Source organism: Candidatus Planktophila versatilis (genome assembly GCF_002288265.1).
GTDB lineage: Bacteria > Actinomycetota > Actinomycetes > Nanopelagicales > Nanopelagicaceae > Planktophila > Planktophila versatilis.
Genome location: NZ_CP016778.1, coordinates 48,998 through 66,162 on the forward strand (window position 1 = coordinate 48,998; position 17,165 = coordinate 66,162).

13 protein-coding genes are annotated in these 17,165 nt (G+C 44.8%); 10 read left to right on the forward strand and 3 right to left on the reverse strand.

Translation table 11 applies throughout. From position 1 onward, the window contains the following. The first annotated feature begins 14 nt into the window (after positions 1–14). The 3 genes from A1sIIB76_RS00215 to A1sIIB76_RS00225 all read left to right on the forward strand — a co-directional run bounded on the left by A1sIIB76_RS00215 (position 15) and on the right by A1sIIB76_RS00225 (position 3,533). Positions 15–1,127: a DegT/DnrJ/EryC1/StrS family aminotransferase gene (locus A1sIIB76_RS00215; protein WP_095696672.1), complete on the forward strand. Its 1,113-nt coding sequence runs from the start codon at positions 15–17 to the stop codon at positions 1,125–1,127. Between the two features lie 5 nt (positions 1,128–1,132). After that, positions 1,133–2,287, forward strand: a complete 1,155-nt coding sequence (locus A1sIIB76_RS00220; protein WP_095696673.1) for a glycosyltransferase — start codon at positions 1,133–1,135, stop codon at positions 2,285–2,287. Between the two features lie 61 nt (positions 2,288–2,348). Beyond that, positions 2,349–3,533, forward strand: coding sequence for a DegT/DnrJ/EryC1/StrS family aminotransferase (locus A1sIIB76_RS00225; RefSeq protein WP_190286241.1), 1,185 nt, complete (start codon positions 2,349–2,351; stop codon positions 3,531–3,533). A 17-nt stretch (positions 3,534–3,550) separates the two neighbouring features. On the opposite strand, the gene A1sIIB76_RS00230 is transcribed toward A1sIIB76_RS00225, so the two are convergent. Together A1sIIB76_RS00230 and A1sIIB76_RS00235 are read right to left on the reverse strand one after the other, a co-directional pair. Continuing rightward, positions 3,551–4,516 (reverse strand): glycosyltransferase family 2 protein, encoded by a 966-nt coding sequence (locus A1sIIB76_RS00230; RefSeq protein WP_095696675.1) that lies wholly within the window; start codon positions 4,514–4,516, stop codon positions 3,551–3,553. 4 nt (positions 4,517–4,520) lie between these two features. Continuing rightward, a complete protein-coding gene (locus tag A1sIIB76_RS00235) occupies positions 4,521–5,888 on the reverse strand; it encodes a hypothetical protein (protein ID WP_095696676.1) in 1,368 nt (455 codons plus the stop codon). Between the two features lie 65 nt (positions 5,889–5,953). Between A1sIIB76_RS00235 and A1sIIB76_RS00240 the strand changes: the two genes are divergently transcribed. The 7 genes from A1sIIB76_RS00240 (at position 5,954) to A1sIIB76_RS00270 (ending at position 16,167) form a co-directional block, all read left to right on the forward strand. Beyond that, a complete protein-coding gene (locus A1sIIB76_RS00240; RefSeq protein ID WP_095696677.1) occupies positions 5,954–6,874 on the forward strand; it encodes a glycosyltransferase family 2 protein in 921 nt (306 codons plus the stop codon). Beyond that, a complete protein-coding gene (locus A1sIIB76_RS00245) occupies positions 6,864–7,814 on the forward strand; it encodes an alpha-1,2-fucosyltransferase (protein ID WP_095696678.1) in 951 nt (316 codons plus the stop codon). The genes A1sIIB76_RS00240 and A1sIIB76_RS00245 overlap by 11 nt, the downstream gene beginning before the upstream one ends. A gap of 8 nt (positions 7,815–7,822) precedes the next feature. Then, positions 7,823–9,637: an ATP-binding cassette domain-containing protein gene (locus A1sIIB76_RS00250; protein WP_095696679.1), complete on the forward strand. Its 1,815-nt coding sequence runs from the start codon at positions 7,823–7,825 to the stop codon at positions 9,635–9,637. 162 nt (positions 9,638–9,799) lie between these two features. Beyond that, positions 9,800–11,137 carry an RNA polymerase sigma factor gene (locus A1sIIB76_RS00255; RefSeq protein ID WP_095696680.1) on the forward strand — a complete coding sequence of 446 codons (1,338 nt, stop codon included), beginning with the start codon at positions 9,800–9,802 and terminating at the stop codon, positions 11,135–11,137. 160 nt (positions 11,138–11,297) lie between these two features. Then, positions 11,298–13,160 carry a hypothetical protein gene (locus A1sIIB76_RS00260; RefSeq protein WP_095696681.1) on the forward strand — a complete coding sequence of 621 codons (1,863 nt, stop codon included), beginning with the start codon at positions 11,298–11,300 and terminating at the stop codon, positions 13,158–13,160. A 100-nt stretch (positions 13,161–13,260) separates the two neighbouring features. Further along, the gene (locus tag A1sIIB76_RS00265) at positions 13,261–14,961 is read left to right on the forward strand and encodes an O-antigen ligase family protein (RefSeq protein ID WP_095696682.1); all 1,701 of its coding nucleotides are present in this window, start codon (positions 13,261–13,263) and stop codon (positions 14,959–14,961) included. Then, on the forward strand, positions 14,962–16,167 hold the full coding sequence (locus A1sIIB76_RS00270) for a nucleotide sugar dehydrogenase (protein WP_095696683.1): 1,206 nt from the start codon (positions 14,962–14,964) through the stop codon (positions 16,165–16,167). It abuts the gene before it with no gap. On the opposite strand, the gene A1sIIB76_RS00275 is transcribed toward A1sIIB76_RS00270, so the two are convergent. Then, positions 16,168–17,121 (reverse strand): NAD-dependent epimerase/dehydratase family protein, encoded by a 954-nt coding sequence (locus A1sIIB76_RS00275; protein WP_095697336.1) that lies wholly within the window; start codon positions 17,119–17,121, stop codon positions 16,168–16,170. It lies immediately after the preceding gene. Positions 17,122–17,165 lie beyond the last annotated feature (44 nt).

A 17,165-nucleotide genomic window follows, 5' to 3' on the forward strand; every position in this document is an offset into this window, starting at 1 on the left:
GATAAATTAGCTTTATGACTAAACCAATTCCTCTCTCACTACCAAGTGTCGGTTTCTTTGAGGCTTTGGCAGCTTTCAAAGCAGTCCGATCAGGGTGGCTGACTCAATTTGGTGGCGAGGTTCACCAAATGGAAAAAAATATTAATGATTTCTACTCTGGGAACTCAGACAGGCAGATTCAAACAACCAGCACTTCAAACGGAACTACTGCACTCCATCTGGCACTTCTTGCACTGGGAGTTTCCCCTGGAGACGAAGTAGTTATTCCGAATTTAAGTTACATTGCAGTCGCTAATGCGGTTCTGTACTGTGGGGCCAAGCCAGTCGTTGTCGACGTTTCAAGAGATTCATGGAATATCGACTTAAATGGTTTACTCTCCTCTATAACGCAAAAGACGAAGGCTGTTGTACTTGTCGACAACTATGGAGTGCGAATCAACTCAGAAGTTTTCAGAAAAACTCTACCAAGAAATATTGCGATTATTCATGATTGTGCTGAATCTTTTCCTGCTCAAGTAACAAAAAATGGGATAGGTGGAGCAGACCTCGTCACGCTTTCCTGCTACGCAAATAAAGTACTTACAGCAGGCGAAGGTGGCGCCGTAATTGGAAACCCTGAAGCCATTGAACGCATCAAGATTCTAAAAAACCAAGCGCAGAACCCAAAACAGAAGTTTAGTCATTCAGAATTAGGCTTTAATTACAGAATAACCAATATGCAGGCAGCTGTATTTAACGTGCAATGGCGTAAGCGTGAGAGACTCCTTAAGAGGAGGCAAAAGATATTTCAGTGGTATTTCGCAGCCCTTAGTGCTTCATCAATAAAATGGGACACCAGTTTTCGTAATGATTCGACCCCTTGGCTTTTCACTATTTTAGTAGAAAACTCAAATGTGAGTATTACAAAGGTAATAGAACTTCTCAAAAAAGATGGAGTTGAATCTAGACCTGGATTCACGCCTATCGCAAGCACTGCGTACCTTGTGGACAAAATCCGAATTTCAGGAAGTCTAATTCACTCTAACGAGTTGAGTAAATCAATTATTAGTCTCCCTACATATCCGAAGCTACGGCAGAGAGACATAAAAAAGATCGTCAATGCCCTTCAACTGGCTATTGGCCATTGAGTCAAGTGTTAAAAGTATTAGTTGATTGTTCTGAACTAAACCCAGCTAATCCAGGAGGGGTTCGTTCGTACACTCTGAATGTTACAAAGGCCCTTGCACAAAACCCTAAGGCTGATGTCTCCGTCCTTATAAATGAACAATCAAGAGAAATTTTCCAAGAAATCGCAAAACTCATCCCCAGTGAATCTTTTTATGTTATCAAGAATGCAAACTTTCTTCTGAAAGTAACATTGGCAATCTTGGAAAGACTTGGACTTTCTAATATTCATATTTCCCTCAAATCCATGCGGGTAAGAAGTGTCCTAAATCAGAACTCGACAGACATCGTCTATACGCCTACAACTTTCCTTAATTATGATTATGGGAGAACTCCAAGCGTAGTGACCATCCATGACATTCAGGAAAAGGATTTTCCGGAGAATTTTTCACGTCGGATTCGGAAGTATCGAGATTTCAGAAACCGAATCACACTGAAGTATGCCTCTAGTATTCATGTTAGCTCTAGTTTTATCGAAAGTACTATTTCAAGGAGTTACCCCTCTCTATATCATCAAGAACTTTTCTGCGTGATTCCTGAAGGTGTAGAGATTTCAAGGTATAAAGACCACGACTGCAAAAAGAAAAGGCAAATAATTTTTCCGGCTAGATCCTGGCCTCACAAAAACCATCTGACTTTATTCAAGGCCATGAAGGGCGTTGGTGTTGACGATATGCCAAACATTATTGTAACTGGGGCAGCCCAGCAGGATTTCAAGAAAATCTTTCCAAATCCGTCAAATCGAATTGTCTTTAAAGGTGTGGTTTCCGAGCAGGAGCTCACAGATTTATACAAGGAAAGCTTTGCCGTGATTTCATGCTCACTTTACGAATCAAGCAGTCTACCGATTTTAGAGGGAATAGCGGCGGGGTGTATTGGCATCGCGTCCTCCATACCTGCACATCTCGAGATGGCGGAGCACTTAGATCTTGAACTCTTTGAGCCCACAGATTCAGATGAGTTGTCGCTACTTATCCGCAAGCTCACCAAAGATTTTGAGAGAGAATTGAACAATCGGGGTAGGAATAATCAGAAAATCTTACGATATGACTGGATGAACGTGGGAGATAGCTTAGTAATGGAGTTCGCAAAGAGAATGGATATCAAAGCAAATGAGCATTAGGAAACTGATTTCAAACTCTGACATTCTACGAAAAGTCATTGTGCGCACACTTCCAGCCCGATTGAAATTTGCACTGGGGTTATTCCCTGTTTCTTTAGGAAAAGAACGAAAGAGACTTAATGAAGTCTTGAGTAGTGGAAGTTGGAATATGTCCTATGGTCCGACGCCAGCCCATCTCAAGCTTGAAAAGGAATTTGCGGAATATATAGGTTCCTCTGAGGCCGTGGCGGTATCAGGTGGTGGAGTAGGGATTCAAATGTCTATTCGAGCACTAGGGTTGGGGCGAGAATCCGAAGTGCTGATGCAAATTGATACGTGCTCAGCTGTGCCAATGGCGGCATTAAATTCACAGGTAATCCCTAGATTCTTCGATGCAGACATGGATACGTTTTTATCAAACCCAGACTCGGTAAAGTCTAAAATTGGACAGAACACACAAGCGGTCATCGCATCCCATTTGTGGGGCAATTCAGATGATTTGAAAACGCTCTCCAACCTAGGAGGAAATTCTGAAGTCGTTCTAATTGAGGATTGCTGTTTGGCGCTAGGGACTGAGTTTGGCGGAAAGAAAGTTGGCACCACAGGTAAAGTCGGAATATTTTCATTTGGCTCAACCAAGCCTGTTCAAGCAGGTGAGGGAGGGATTATTGTTACAGATGACCTAGATCTTGCTCGAGAACTCAGAGCAATGAGGAACTGGGGTGAGCGGACCAAAGAATTTGGAATAAGAGATGTGAACGAACTGTCGTGGAACGGCCGAATTTCGGAGTTTTCGGCGGCTGTTGCGATCGAACAAGTCCGAAATTTCCCATCGATTCTGAATACCATTCGTGAGAATGTCGCAGTTTTTGATAAATTTCTTAAGGAAAACGGACTTAACATGGAAATCAATTTAGGAAATTCAACGAGTTTGAGTGATCCATCCTTTTCACAGGTTGTACTAAAGTTAAATGGCTTCTCTGAAAAAAGTAAGGCGGAATTACTCCAGCACCTAGCGGACTGTAAAATTACAGCTTTTCATGCCAATTTTGAGCCCATTTCTACGCTTTCACTCTTTAAAACAGGGGATTGGACGAAATGGATGAATAACCCCCAGTGGAGCACGAAAATGGAAATGGAAGAGAGCCAGTACCCAAACTCCTTCGAGATTTTTCGCCAAAAAGGAATTGGACTTTCTAGAACAAACTTCCAATCAAAGTACACAACAAAGAGATTGATATCTGCACTCGAGAGTTTTTCGGCTTAAGTACACAAACATAGGCCTTAGAACTCCTTGTAAACCTGAGCGGCAGTTCTATCTTGGGCGAGTTCGTAGATTCGTCCTACAAACTCTCCCAACAATCCTAATGTTGCGACTAAGAAACAATTTAAAGCGGTTACCAAAAGGACAATGGAAGTCCATCCCGGAATGGTAGAGCCCGAAAACCATAAGAAAAAGAAAAGTAGCGCCAAAATGGTGAGAAGCATCGAAAGCAGTAGTGCCGCCCCCGATATAAGTCTTAATGGTTTAGAGGAGAAACTCAAAAAAGAGTCGATTGCAAGGCGAAACATATCTTTCAATCGATATTTAGATTCCCCCGCATATCTGGAATCTCTACGAATTTCTAGCAGCTTTACTTTCAAACCCAAATAAGGGATGAGTACACGGAATACCTTCATTGAAGAATTCATCGAGTTTATGAGGTCTACTGATGATCGATTCATCAATCGATAATCAGCCGCGTGAGCTGTTACGTTTACACCAGTTAACTTTCTAATTACCCAGTAATACACAGCAGCAGAGTTTCTTTTGAAAATAGTGTCAGAAGATCTATCAGCCCTCACCGTCTGAATAACATCAATTTCATTCTTAAAGGAATTTGCCTCTAAATAAGTTCTGATTAACTCAGGTATGTACTCTGGAGGATCCTGAAGATCACCATCTATTGAAATAACTAAATCACCTTTGGAATTTTTCAAACCTAAGGAGAGGGCAGCCATGTGTCCCCAATTTCTCTTAAAACTAAGAACTCTTAATTTTCCAATCTCCGATTTTGCATCAAGAAGAACAGATAAAGTGCTATCTCGCGACCCATCATCCACAGCGATAATTTCCGATCGGTGCTTTAGGTTTGACAAAACATCATCAATCCTACGCAAAGAACTTAATGCAACATCTTCCTCATTGAAAAATGGAACTATTACAGAGACAGATGGCAATTTACTGCTTGACTCTCCTTTAATACCCACCCTCCTAACTTACCAATTCACAGTCAATTAGGTCAGAGGCGTTGACATTAGAGACCCAACGCACGTACGTTGCTCGGATCCAGGGCCAGGTTTGCACATCTTCAACTCCCAGATTAAAGAAGGGATAGTGTATTTCTGGGTTGCTCAATTTAGCATCAGCATCTTCCCTGAGCGCACAAATATTTGCTAAATTCGAACTGGACCAATTTCTACCGGACTGCAAAACTGAAAAGTCGGCACGCGCAATCAAGACAATCATTAGCACAACCGAAACTTGGACAATTCTTGAGGCGTAACTAGGTTTAAAAAAGTTAGTTCGGTTTCCTAGCCGTAACCCAATAGTAAATGAGGCGCATGGAAGAAGTATCAAGAGCCCTAAAGACTGATGCCAGGCAGGATAAGCGAAAGTCGCACCCAAAATTAATGAAAAAAACAGCGCGAAGAAAAGCATCTCAACGTAGTTCCACTTTACAAGAATGGGGCCCTCTGATTTGAGTTTATTCTTGACTAGGTATCCGAGAGCTAAAAAAATATAGAGTGCCGGGTGTGTAAGTAGATCCACGGTAAAAATTGAAACTGACTTAGAAAATCGAATTACAAATTCTGGAAACGAACTTGGAATCCCATCATCGGTATTCTGTGTTGCCCGGGTCCAGAAACCAGGCGAAGCAATGATTGTTATTGCGCCAATTAGCACTCCAGATAATAGCAATCTGAGTTTAAGTAATGAGTAGTCGTGTGAGAATTTACTAGGAAAGACCATCAGCAGGAATGTTGCGATTGCGATTGCGAGCGACTCAGCAATATTGGAGTTACCTGCAAAAAACCCCAGCACAAATATCACAAACACATTGGAGGACTTCTTTGAGGTGAGATAAACTCCGAATAGTGCAAAGATTATTGGCCACACGTGAACTGCACTTGCGCTAGAAAAAAAATATGCCCCAATTAAACCAGGACTAAAAATTCCTTCAAAAGCGAACAGAGTGCCAAGAATTAAGAATAGCGAGATGGTTCCAGGCAAGCCGAATCCGTCAATTCGAATTTGAGACACAGCAATCCAAGCACTTACTCCGACCAAAAGAAAAGTGAAAACCGAAAAGATAGCAATCGAGAAGAAATTAAATGAATTCAGTGCGGAGGATATGGCTCCCGCATTCAAAATCATAGGAGTTAAATTCCCACCATGCGTCTCCCAGACTAGGTTTAAGTAGCCAAAGAATCCTTTTTCAGAAATATCAGCGAGTAGGGAGTAGTCATCCTGTACGGGCCGTGCGCTCATTGCAAAGACTGTTAAATGAAAGAAGATCAAAACTGAGCCAAGAATTATCTGCCATTTCTTCCATTGATTGTCTAGAATCGCTCTCAACACGTTAAAACTCTAGCACCGGCGGACTGATTCCTTACAACCTAGAACGCGAGAAAAGAGATGAATAAATGTCTTTGATCCCGTTATTAACTGCGGTAATGCCGGTTACAAAAATGAGCGGCAAGCTAGATGATTTTAAGTCCACCGTCTCTCAATGCAAAGAGTTAGGAGTAGGGCTTGTGGTTGTGCATGACATGCGCGATTCCAAGACGGGACCTGAGCTCAAATCATTATTACACGACTATGGCCCAGTTAATTCTATTTATTTAGAAGATAAATATGGAAGTGCGGCTGCAGCAAGAAATGCGGGGCTAAAGCAGTGCAAGAGCACTTGGGTTGCTTTCTGGGATTCCGACGATACTGTCTATGTCAAACAATTTCTGACGATGGTACAAACTGCCGAATATGAAAATTCCGAAGTAGCGATTGGGAAAATTTCTGTGAGGTCTTCCGAGTGGAACGCTATTGAGGTGGAATCCCCTCCTCTAATTAATGACCAGACTCTGGACTTGCAAATCTCAAATTTCCCAGCGTTTACAAGAATGAGCTTTAAGAAGTCGATTTTGGGCGAAGATCCATTTCCAGAAATACATTTGGGCGAAGATCTAATGTTTCTTTTATCGGCAAATCTTTTTTTGAGAAGAATTACATTAATAAATGAAGTTGTATACCGCTATCAAGTGGGTGATGCGAGCCAGGCAACGAAAAGACATGTAGGCGATGCCCCATACATTCTCCTCCTCTCGAAGATGGCAATATTTCTGCAGTTAGCTGGGGAAAGAGATAAAAGATTCAATCTCGCTTTCGTGGACAAATTGTGGATGTCATTAATAAGGAAAGCCTTGAGGGGAGAAGTTTCCCTCCAGGGAATTATGGTCATATTTAAGGTAGCGATTTACAACCTGAGGTATCCCTCAAAAGCATTTCAAATATTGCACTTCTTCTTGACCAATCGACCGAGTGTTGTGGTTGTAATCCATGGAAAATAGAGTCATTCTTTCTGGTGGGCTTGGGAATCAAATTTTTCAGTATGTTGCTGGAAGAGTCATATTTGATCAATCTCAAATAATTCTAGATTATTCGCTACTAAATCCAAGGTTGTTAAAGAATGGTTTACCCGAGATTGCTGACCTGATGCTTTCCAAGAATGTGACCTGGGAATGCCCGAAGAGGTCCCTGCTACAAAGAAAATTAGCGGAATTGATTTTAAAAGGTAGCTCAATACGGGCTGACCATTCAGTTAGACGGCGGGCTTTAATCAAGATTTTTCCTTACTTCTGTCTCCTTGTGGGGCATCTATTCTTTAAAGGTTCAAAAATTCTAGCTCCGAGAGGAATTGGCTATTCAGAGATTTCGATCAGCAGGCATAAATCTCATTTATTAATTGGGAACTTTCATTCTTATAGCTGGTTTGAAAAAAATCCTTCGCAGTTTAGAGGTGAATTGAGTTTGCAGATAGGTTTAGAGGGAATAGAAGCATTTAGATTAGCTTCAAGGATTGAAAGGCCCCTAGTTGTCCAAATGAGATTTGGTGATTTCCTTGATATCGAAGAATTGAACGTTATAACCCGCGATTATTTTGCTAATTCTTTAACTCTCGCTCGATCACGCTCTCCAAATTCTAAAGTATGGATTTTTTCAAACGACTTTGAAAAAGCACGTGATTATTTGGGCGAGGCTTACTCGGATGAATTCAAAGAGATTAACCCAAAAGGCTTTACATCCGCTCAAATTCTGGAATTACTCAAATTAGGTACTGGCTACATAATTTCAAATTCAACTTTTGGGTGGTGGGGTGCTTACATGACACAGACCCCCCATTCTCTAGTCTGCGTTCCAGCTAATTGGTATGCAACTATGATTACACCAAGAAATCTGATACCGAGCTCCTGGGAGAGAATCCCATTAGGCCAAAGAAATGATGACTGAGGTAACTTATGAACTTCATGACCAATGACCTTAGACGAGCCTCAACGATCCTGACCCGAAGAGATAAACAGAAAATAGCTATTGTTGTTGGACTTAACATTGTCCTAGGTTTTCTAGACTTGCTTGGAGTTGCCGCTGTTGGTTTGGTGGGCGCGCTAGCAGTGATTGGGTTCGGTGCTTCTACGCCAAGCCCCAGGATCAACCAATTAATGGAATTTTTAAATTTGAATAACCTCGAGTTCCAACTGCAAGTGGCAATTCTAGGAATTGTGGCCGGTGTTGCATTCATAGTACGAACTATTTCCTCTATATATGTAAACAAAAGAATTATGTTTTTTTTCAGCCGGAAAGGAGCCTCTCTCGCGAACGAACTGTTTGCGAAGGTGCTCAACCAAAATCTCACTGGTCTAAGGCGTCGCACCACTCAGGAATACAACTATTTATTTGGTGAGGGAATCACAAATTTAACAATAGGTACTTTGGCAACTGCTTCAACAATAGTTTCTGACCTGATTCTTCTGGGCATACTTCTTGCTGGAATCTTATTTGCTGATTTCGGCTTGGGAGTAACTATTTTGTTCACATTCGGCGGCCTTGGATATTTCTTAAATCGCTTGACTGGCAGAAGAGCTAAGGCAATAGGAACAAAAGATGCCGCCCTGAGTTTGAAGTCGTATTTAGCAATCCACGATTCAATTTCTGGCTTTTCCGAGCGCTATGCCGGAAACACACTTGGCTCTTCCGTGAGTGATTTTCACGTGCTTAAGAATCAACATTCCGAGGTCTTAGCTCAAAGACAATTTCTTCCCATACTTAGCAAATATCTGATCGAGAGTGCGGTGATTTTTCTAGCTCTTGGTGTTGCTGCTTTTCAGTTCCTTGTAGGAAGTGCAGGGCAGGCAATAGGCGCCCTCTCCATATTTCTAGGAGCCGGGTCGCGAATTGCCCCTGCGGTTTTGCGCATCCAACAAAGTCTTGTGACATTTCGTGCGAGTTCCAAGTCAACGGAGTTGACCTTAGAGTTGATTTCAGAGCTAACGCATTTAGCCCCGCTCGTTGGTTCCGAAGCAAATCTTATTTTGGAACATAACGGCTTTAAGGGAACTGTTGAGATTTCTAGTGCGAGTTTTAAGTACCCGAAGACATCAAGTTTTGTGCTAGATGACATTTCGCTCCAAATACCTGCTGGATCTTTTGTTGCAATTATTGGGCCATCAGGTGGAGGTAAATCTACGTTAGTCGACGCGATGCTGGGTTTAGTTGATCTAGATAAAGGCTTGATATCGATTAGCGGCGAAGAGCCAAAGGTCGCAATCAGTAAATGGCCGGGTGCAGTGGCTTACGTTCCGCAGTCGATAGTTCTCACAAATGAGTCGATGATTCAAAATGTGATCTCAGGTTACGCTGAAACAGAATCCAACCGCCGGCGCGCCTTAAAAATGTTGGAGCTCGTCCACTTAAATGAAATTGCGATTGCACTCCCAAATGGATTCGACTCCGAGATCGGAGAGCGAGGAGAAAAATTGAGCGGGGGTCAAGCCCAGCGACTCGGTTTGGCGCGCGCACTTTTTTCAGGCCCCCAACTTCTATTTTTGGACGAAGCCACGAGCGCTTTAGATGGAGAAACCGAAAAACTTGTTTCTGAGACATTAGTGAAATTGCGCGGTAGAACCACAATCATCACCATTGCACATCGATTGAATACGGTGAAGAAAGCGGACCTTGTGGTTTACCTTGAAAATGGGCGACTCCGATGCTCTGGAAGTTTCGAAGAGGTTAGTAGTCAGGTGCCGGGACTCGCCTCACAGATTCAGTCTAAATAGCGTCAAAGAACACCCGACTGGGAATAACGGGTTTTGGGTTTGTGTGAAATGTCCGTTTTGTACCCTTCCCGCGACAAACTAGGATGGGATTCGTAGTAGCAGATAGAGGCAGCGACGGCTGAGCTCTTCAAGACAAAACCGGTTAAAGTAAGGATCACTCAAGTGGCACTTAGCGTATGGACAGTTGCTGAACTGGGGGCTTTTTACACTGAGCACCGTTCAGAGCTTCTCTCGCATGCCAATCGAGTATTGAAAGACTCAGCTAAAGCTGAAGAAATCACTCAAGACTCACTAATCAAGTTCATGTTGGCTGCCCCTGAGCTTGAATCTTCAGAGCATGCTCTGTCATACCTACACCGCACCATCGAAAACCTCTGCATCGACTACTTCCGCATGGAAGGGCGCCGCCCAAACCTTGTGGTTTTAGATGATGCCCAGGCTGAAGTGGAAGCTACATGGCAGGTATCGGGAGATCACTCAGCAGTTCTTTCACAAGCAGAAGATGCCGCAATCATTCGCCAGGCTCTAGCCCTGCTTTCCCCTGCCGAGCGCGCAGCCCTCGTTATGTGGGAGATGGAAGGTCGCTCAACTTCAGAGATCGCAGCAGAGCTTGGTATCAAGGAATCTGCCGTGCGCCACACTGTTTCTCGCGCCCGCACATCACTTCGTCGCGTTCTTTCAGAACTTGTTATCGACCACGAGCGTGGCCTTACCGCCCTCGACATGCTCTCAACCACCTATAAAAAGGCAGCAGATCTTGCAGCTAAGTCTTCAAAGGTCGCACTTTCTCTGCTCTTGGTAGTCACCGCTTTCCTTGGTTTTAACTCACTTACGGGGCGCGAAGGCGTTCTGCCAACAGCCACAACCCAGGAGCCAACAGCCAAAGTTGCTGCCCCTAGTGAAGCAACGGAAGCAGCATCTCCTACACCATCTATCTCAATGCCAGCTAAGAAGTCTTCAACTATGGTCTCTGGAGTCTTCATCAAGGGCGCTAAGGCCACCTGGCCTGGCCTTGATTCAGAAGGCCTCCCAACAGCTTTCACTGTCACAGGTGAGAACGGAACCCTCGGCAAGATCCGCATTAACCGCAATATCCCCGAGGCAACCGAGCAAGGCACAATTTTGGCTACCCAAGCAATTACCTACCAGGGTGGACCAAACGTCTCCATCGATCAGAGCATCACAGTCGATGGCAACGGCACGAAGTATGAGGTTCAATACGTCTCATTCGGAATCAACGGGGTCTGGGCGGTAGCGGAAGCTCGCGCCACGAGCGTCGATTTTGAGCGTATGTCCAATGGCCAGTACCTTACGACCGTTACAATTTCCCTACTCTCAACCCCAACTTCAGAGTTGTCTATACCCGTGGGCAACCGCGGCTATGACGTGGTTGGCGCACCTAAGACGATTACAACTCGTCTCTTGCTCAACGCGAGCAAGACCCAAATTTTGGCCCAGGCAATTTTAATTCCTGAGCCTGCACAAAAGGCAAAGGGCTGATCACGTGTTACATCAGCTAACAAATAAGTTTCTTCACCGCGTCCGGATACACGGTGGAGAATTTGATTCATCAGCACGTGCGATGAATCGAGCGGAGTTGGGAAACCAATTCCAAGCCGACCTGCGGAAATTCCGTGGATCGACTATCGAAAGGAAACAAATGTCTACAAAGACAACTTTCAAGCGCGTAGCGCTTGTAGCAGTTGCGACTTTGGGTCTCGGTGTTCTTTCTGTTGTGCCATCAAGCGCGACAGTAAACGCAGACTCACTCGTTGTATCTTCAGCTACAGCAACACAAACAACAGCTGAAACGGCAACTGCTACTTCAGCTACAGCAACACTTCAATTCCTAGGTGCTGCACTTGACTCAATGTCAGTGACAGCATCTTTGGTCTCAGGTCCAGCTACATCAACAGCACTTCCTTATCTTCAATTAGCTGAAACAGCTTCAGCAACAATTGATACTAAGACTGCTGTTCAGTGGACTAACTCTGCTGTAGGTTTTGGAACTGGTCCAAACACAGCTTCTGTTGTAACTAATGCATCAGGTGCAGTTGCTCAGACTTCAGCAAAGTGGAAAGTATACCTATCTACAAATGGAACAGCCGCTCCATCAGTTGCTGGTACATATGTTGTTAAGTTGACTCCTGCGAACGTTTCAACAGGATCACTTAACGGGTCAGCTCAAACAATCACAATTACAGTTTCTAAGTCCACTGCAGACATTGCAACTGGCGGAACAGTAATTCTTAACCGCGGTGAGACTAATACTGCAACAACAGATGCCGTTGTAACAGCTTCAAAGGAAGCTGCAACAACACCAGATGCTGCTGCAACACTTGTGGTAGCTCTTAAGAACTCAGCTGCCGGAACACCCACTGAATCCTACACAGCATCAATCACAGGACCAGGAACTCTTGGTGGAGTTGCTCTATCGAACATCTCATCAAGCAATAACTCACTGGGTCGAGCAATCTCAGTTAAGTTTGACCATGTTGTTCAGGTATTTGCTGATGGTTCATCAGGTGTTGCTACCGTCACAATCTCAACAGCCTCTGGCGTTGTGATTGGAACAAAGTCAATTACCTTCTACGGTGATGCATCAACTATCACAGCTAAGACAACAGCGCTTACAACTGGAACAGTTGCAAAGATTGGGTCAAACGCGAAGTTGATCTCATTCACAGTAGCTGACGCAGCTGGAACAACTGTAAACACAGGTAGCTACTACCTTGTTTCAGCAGCAGCAGCAACAATTAGCAATACATACACAGCATGTAATGCTTGGAACGCAACTGACGGATACACATGTGACGTCGCTGGCGTTGCAAAGGGAACAACAAACGTCTACGTAACCAACAAGCCATCAGCGACTGACACAACTGTTACAACAGTTATCAAGTCAGCTGATGTAGCAGTACGTGTTGGAACAACGACACCTGCTTCAGTATCTGTAGCACTTGATAAATCAGCATATGCTCCAGGCGAGAAGGCAACACTTACAGTCACACTTAAGGATGCCGATGGCAACGTAGTTCCTTCAGGAGACTACACAGGCATCTTCGCGACTGGCGGAATTGCACCTTCTTATCTCCTTACTGGAGATACAACGACAGCTACAGGTCTTCTAGCAGCAGTTGATGGCGTAAAGACATACACCCTTTACATGCCAAACACAGAAGGATCAGTCGACTTTAAGTGGACAACTGGTTCAACAACTGCAGGAGCTCTAGCAGGTCTCGCACTTGCTAACCAGGCTAAAGCAGGCATAATCACTGTTGATGTTTCATCAACAGGTTCAGCGGCAGCACTCGATGCAGCTAATGAGGCTACAGATGCAGCTAACGCAGCAACTGATGCAGCACTAGCCGCAGCAGATGCAGCAGATGCAGCAACAGCAGCAGCAGAAGATGCATCAGCTGCAGTTGCAACACTTGCTAAGTCTGTTAACACAGCACTAGGCAACCTCAAGAAGCAGATCACAGCGTTGACTGCTCTTGTTAACAAGCTCCTCAAGAAGTAATCGCCTAATACGCGAAAACTTCTAGAAAAGCTCTAGAACCGAAACCCGGTTCTCCTTTGGGAGAGCCGGGTTTCGGCCTTTCTATCGTTAGGATTAGCCCATGTTCACTAAGGCATCAGAGAAGACAGCATCACTATTAATCCTGGTTGGGGCGCCATTTGTCTGCCTCTTCATTACCCTGGAATCTGTAACGGACCCGGTTAATGCGACCAAGTTAACTGCGGCAGGTGCTTTAGGGTTCGCACTATTTTCTATTTTTATCGCCTTTGCAGGCAAAGGCAATTTCTTACAGTTTAAGTATTTCCTAATTGCAGCTTGTCTATTCTTGTTAGCGTCAATTAATGCAGCCCTAAATAGCAGCTCGCCTATGGCTCAAAATATTTATGGAGCATACGGACGCAACACCGGCTTAGTTGCATATTCGGTCCTCTCAATGGTTGCAATAGGAGCCTTGTTACTGCGATCAGAGTCAAGTTTTTCAAGAATTATTTGGGGCCTTCAATTTGCTGGTCTAGTCAATGTGATTTATTGCGCTTGGGTGATTTTATTTGGAGATTTTCTCTCATGGAATAACCCTTATGGCAATATTTTAGGTTTATTTGGAAACCCGAACTTTATTTCTGCATTTCTTGGAATGTTTATAACCACGCTCATGGCGTTTTCTGTGGCAAAGACCGCGAGTTGGAAATATCGAGTAGTTGCAGTTCTGGTTGGAGCTATTGCATTTTATGAAGTGGTGGACTCACACTCAATACAAGGAATTGTTGTGACTGCAGGCGGAATCGCGATTGTCGGATTCTTTGCCATCCGTGCCTACTTAAAGAATCTGTTGTTTACGTATGGGTACCTTCTCGCCGTAGGAATTGTCGGTGTATTTGCAATTTTAGGGACTTTGCAGAAGGGCCCACTTTCCTTCGTGTATAAAACTTCAGTCTCTTTGCGAGGTGAATACTGGCGTGCGGGGTTGACCATGGGCATGGACCATCCTCTTACTGGCGTGGGCATGGATTCCTATGGTGATTGGTATCGGCGTGCTCGTTCAGAAAGTGCGGCTACCGTATTGCCGGGACCGAAGACAGTGACAAACGCTTCGCACAATGTAGTCATCGATTTCTTCGCTTATGGCGGCTGGCCTTTGCTCCTTGCATACTTAGCCATGTTGACGTTAGCGGCAATTGCCATTGTGAAAGTATTACTTCGCACAAAGAGCTACAACCCAACATTTGTAGCCATGGTTTCTGCTTGGACATGTTATGAAGTGCAATCACTTATCAGTATCAATCAAATTGGACTTGCGATTTGGGGCTGGTTATTAACAGGTGCCCTCATTGCCTATGAATACACCACCAGATCTAGCACAAGTCAAGTGAAAGCCCCGACGGCAGGCCCAGTGAGGTCTAAACAGAGCGTTTCTACTGGCGTCATCTCTCCACAGCTAGTTGCTGGAGTCGGAGCCCTCATTGGCATTCTTATTGCGGTTCCGCCTATGAGCGCTGATACTAAATGGAGATCAGCTACTAGTTCAGGGGATGCAACAAAAGTTCTTGCAGCACTTGATTCGGGTTATCTTTCACCGAGTGATTCAGCGAGATATGCACAAGCCGTACAACTCTTTGCCTCCAATAACTTGATGGAGCAAGCGCACGATATTGCTCTTAAGGCAATTGAATTTAACCCTGATTACTTTGATGCATGGCGAGTGCTTTACTACTTGTCTAACTCTACAGAAGCTGAAAAGGTGCAGGCACAAGAGAATATGAAGCGCCTTGACCCACGCAATCCGGATGTTCTTGCGCCATAAATGAAAGTTTCGATAATCGGGCAAGGTTATGTGGGCCTTACCATCTCAGCCTTTGCTGGCGAGCACTTTGAGGTCGTGGGCTTTGATAACAATCAGAAGATTGTGGATCAACTCAATCAAGGGATCTCGCATATTGAAGGCGTGGAGAGTGCTCTCCTCAAACAATGGATTAAGCAGGGGCGCTATCGCGCCACTACCAAAGGTGCTGACATTGCAGATTCTGAAATTGTAGTGATTGCGGTTCCAACACCGCTGACCCAGGACAGAAAACCAGATTTAACTTTTATTGATGCGGCATGCAAGACGGTGGGTGAGAACCTCAATCGCACAGCGCTGATTATTAATGAATCAACATCTTTTCCAGGCACGCTGCGCGATTACATCAAGCCAGCTATTGAAAAGTATTCAGGTGGGAAGTTTGACCATCTTTATGCAATCTCACCTGAGCGAGTAGATCCGGGTCGAAGTGATTACAACCAGAAGAACACTCCGAGGCTGTATGCGGGATTAACGCCAGAAGCATCGAGTGCAACCCGTGCGTTTTACGCAAAGTTCTGTGATCAGTTGGTTGAGGTCTCATCGCCTGAAGTTGCGGAAGCTGCGAAGCTATTCGAAAATACTTTTAGGCAAGTAAACATTGCACTTGTCAATGAATTTGCTCAGATTACAAATGCTTTAGGCATTAGCGTCTATGAGACCTTAGATGCTGCCAATACAAAGCCATATGGGTTTATGAAGTTCACACCGAGTGCCGGTGTGGGCGGGCACTGTATTCCGGTGGATCCCACCTATTTAGCGGCTGTTGCCGAAGAACGTGGCGTGCCGGCAACATTTATTCGCCGGGCAAATGAAGTGAATCTAGAGATGTCGAAATACATTGTTGATCGCGTGCAGGGCGATAACGGTGGGAGCCTGCAAGGTAAGAGTGTGTTGGTAGTGGGAGTTGCCTATAAGCCGAATGTGGCAGATGTGAGAGAGACAGCTGCGGAGCTAGTCATTGAGCATCTACGTGCCCGTGGGGCTGTGGTGGCTTGGCATGATGACGTTGTGGGTAGTTGGCATGGGGAAAGTTCTTCGCCGCTGTCGGGGGCAGATATCACGGTGGTGATTACTAAGCATGATGTGGTGGATGCGAGAGCGATTATGGCTAGTGCGCCCTATGTATTTGATACGACAGGAAAGATTGCTGGAGCTAAGGGGCTCTAATTACTTCTTAAAGCTTGCGGCAACGCTATCGATAATTGAATCAAGTGAGTGAGTTGGCTCCCAGCCGATACTCTTTTTGATCTTGTTGATATCGGGCACGCGGCGTTGCATATCTTCAAAGCCTGCTGGGTATGCATCACTATATGGAATGTATGTGATCTGTGATGTTGAGCCTGTGCGCTGGATGATCTTGGTGGCAAGTTCTTTAATGGTGGTCTCACCAACGCCGCCAACGTTGAAGTAATCACCGATGGTGGCATCAGTGCCTGCCAGTGTGAGCACAGCCCTGATGGCATCTTCTATATGGCAAAAGACTCGTGATTGGCTGCCGTCGTCATAGATGACTATCTCTTCGTTTTTAAGGGCTGCTTGAATAAAACGAGGGACAACCATTCCGTATTGGCCAGTTTGGCGTGGGCCGACGGTGTTAAAGAAACGGATGGTGGTGACTTTAAGTCCATGGGTCTTGTGCAGTGTGTGAGCAACAGCTTCTTCCAGCGCTTTGGCATCTGAATAAGTCCAGCGAATCTTTTGTGGGGGGCCAACAACTCGATCTGATTCTTCATGCAGTGGCTGGTTGGGGTTCTTGCCATAGATTTCAGAGGTGGAGGCGATGATGATGCGCTTGTTATGTGTGGTGGCGGCATTCAGCACTACCTCAGAGCCAGCAAAGTTGCGATCAATAGATTCAATGGTGTGATCCATGATGTTCTTAACGCCAAGGGCAGCAGCTAAGTGAAAGACGATGTCGGATTGCTCAACGAGTTGGTTCACTAGGGTGACATCTCTTATATCACCGGTGTGAACCGTGATTTTCTCTTTCAGGTGAGCAATATTGGCTTGTGAGCCGGTGCTCATATTGTCCAAGATTGTGACTTCATCCCCACGGGCGATCAGGGCATCGGCTAAGTGAGAGCCGATGAAACCGGCGCCACCGGTGATGAATGCACGCATAGGTGTGAGTCTATCTTTCATTCTTATTCTTTATTGTTAAGGGC